The sequence below is a fragment of the Streptomyces apricus genome (assembly GCF_008369065.1).
In the GTDB taxonomy this organism is placed as follows: Bacteria; Actinomycetota; Actinomycetes; order Streptomycetales; family Streptomycetaceae; genus Streptomyces; species Streptomyces apricus.
In genome coordinates this window covers 1-659 of the sequence record NZ_VDFC01000281.1, presented here as the reverse complement: position 1 = coordinate 659, position 659 = coordinate 1, and the positions used below count along the sequence as shown (strand labels likewise).

Sequence of the window (659 nt, the reverse complement as noted above, 5' to 3'; positions counted from 1 at the left end):
GGCCCCTCGAAGTGACCCCCAGGTAGCCCCGACCACCCCTCCGGGCGGGCGCGGGCGACCGTTAGAATCTCCGGCGCTGTACCGAAGGATCTTGTTGACGGGGTGGATGAAGATGAGTGACACGAACACGATGGAGATGGCGGCCGACGGCCTGCGGGGGATGTCGGCGCAGGCCGACGACGACGGTGGCCACGGCCGGCACCGGGGACCCGTCGCCGCCCAGGAGGACGGGGCGACCCCCCGTGGCCGGCACCGCAGGCCGGCCCAGCGGAACGACRCCGGCGCCTGACCACACCACAGGCCGCACCGGAGCTCCACACGGCCCCGTCCGACATCCGTCGGGCGGGGCCGTCGCCTGTCACGGGCCCGCTTCACCCGTGTCGAAGCCCCAGCACCTCCGCCGCCGCGAACGTCTCCCCCGCCGGTCGCTTCGCGTAGTGGGGCGTGAGGAGCGCGTCCAGCTCGTCGTACGTGAAGGCGTCCTGCTCGGTGTCGAACTTCGCGGCCACCCGCGGGCGTTCGACGACCGCGACCATCCCGCCGTGCACGACGAACAGCTGCCCGTTGACGCCCGCGGCCGCCGGGGAGGCCAAGTAGCCGACGAGCGGCGCGACATGCTCGGGAGCGAGCGGATCGAGCCCTCCCCCGTTCCCCTCCGC

At 73.6% G+C, this 659-nt stretch carries 1 protein-coding gene and 1 pseudogene; one reads left to right on the top strand and one right to left on the bottom strand.

Going from position 1 to position 659, the window contains the following annotated elements; genetic code table 11:
* The first annotated feature begins 112 nt into the window (after positions 1 to 112).
* Complete coding sequence (locus FGF04_RS40580; RefSeq protein WP_188114438.1) at positions 113 to 289, top strand: hypothetical protein; 177 nt, start codon at positions 113 to 115, stop codon at positions 287 to 289.
* 82 nt (positions 290 to 371) lie between these two features.
* Here the strand turns inward: FGF04_RS40580 and FGF04_RS39680 are convergent.
* Positions 372 to 659, bottom strand: a pseudogene (locus FGF04_RS39680) (short chain dehydrogenase); the annotation flags it as partial.